The following is a 925-nucleotide window of genomic DNA, read 5'->3' as shown; positions in this document are numbered from 1 at the left end:
AGTCTGCTCACCCCAAATCTGAGGAGATGCTGGTGGCAAATCACAGTACCAGTCATAGAAGCTTAGGCAGTTACCACCGATCAAGGATAAGTAACGAGCACCTGCCGCATAAGAAACCATCGACATCGCAGGAATTGGCGAGAAGCCGGTAATACGGTCAGGACCATATTTCTTAGCAGTGTAAACGTTAGAAGCAGCAATCAGCTCATTAACTTCTTTCCAGTCAGAACGAACCAAGCCGCCCATACCACGTTTTTCTTTGTAGGATTTAGCTTTTGCCGGATCGTTAACAATCGATTCCCAAGCTTTAACCGGGTCACTATGCTGGGCTTTAGCTTCGCGCCATAGCTTCAATAGAGCTTTACGTACCTTTGGGTACTTCAAGCGGTTTGCACTATAGATGTACCAGGAATAACTCGCACCACGAGGACAGCCGCGTGGCTCGTGGTTAGGAAGGTCAGGGCGCGTACGAGGATAATCAGTTTGCTGGGTTTCCCAGGTTACCAGGCCATCCTTAACATAAATCTTCCAACTACATGAGCCAGTACAGTTGACCCCATGTGTTGATCGTACAATTTTATCGTGCTGCCAACGACGGCGATAGCCATCCTCCCAGCCACGATCCTCGTTGGTTGTTACGCCATGCCCTGAGGCAAAGTCCTGCTTTTTCGTTTTGAAAAAACGTAACCTGTCTAAAAACTGACTCATTTGTGGTTCCTCACCCTTGTTTGTTTATTCCCATCACTTAACTTCTGTCATGGCCAAACAAACGATTATTTTTGAACAATTGATATTCAAAGCACATTGGCAGTATTGTGTACATAACACGACTCCATTAGTGCGATTGCTCTCAGTATATGGAGGGGCAAGAATATTGAAATTGATTTGCATCAATTTACACCAGGCGGCTCTGGTCATAAAACAG

1 protein-coding gene is annotated in these 925 nt (G+C 45.8%); it reads right to left on the bottom strand.

Annotated elements, in window-relative coordinates; genetic code table 11:
- A partial coding sequence (locus A3757_RS01755) for a molybdopterin-dependent oxidoreductase (RefSeq protein WP_156506099.1) occupies positions 1–708 on the bottom strand: 708 nt, incomplete at its 3' end.
- Positions 709–925 lie beyond the last annotated feature (217 nt).

Source organism: Oleiphilus sp. HI0117, assembly GCF_001635235.1.
Note: the sequence above shows the minus strand (reverse complement) of the source record. Positions and strands in the feature narration are given on the sequence as shown.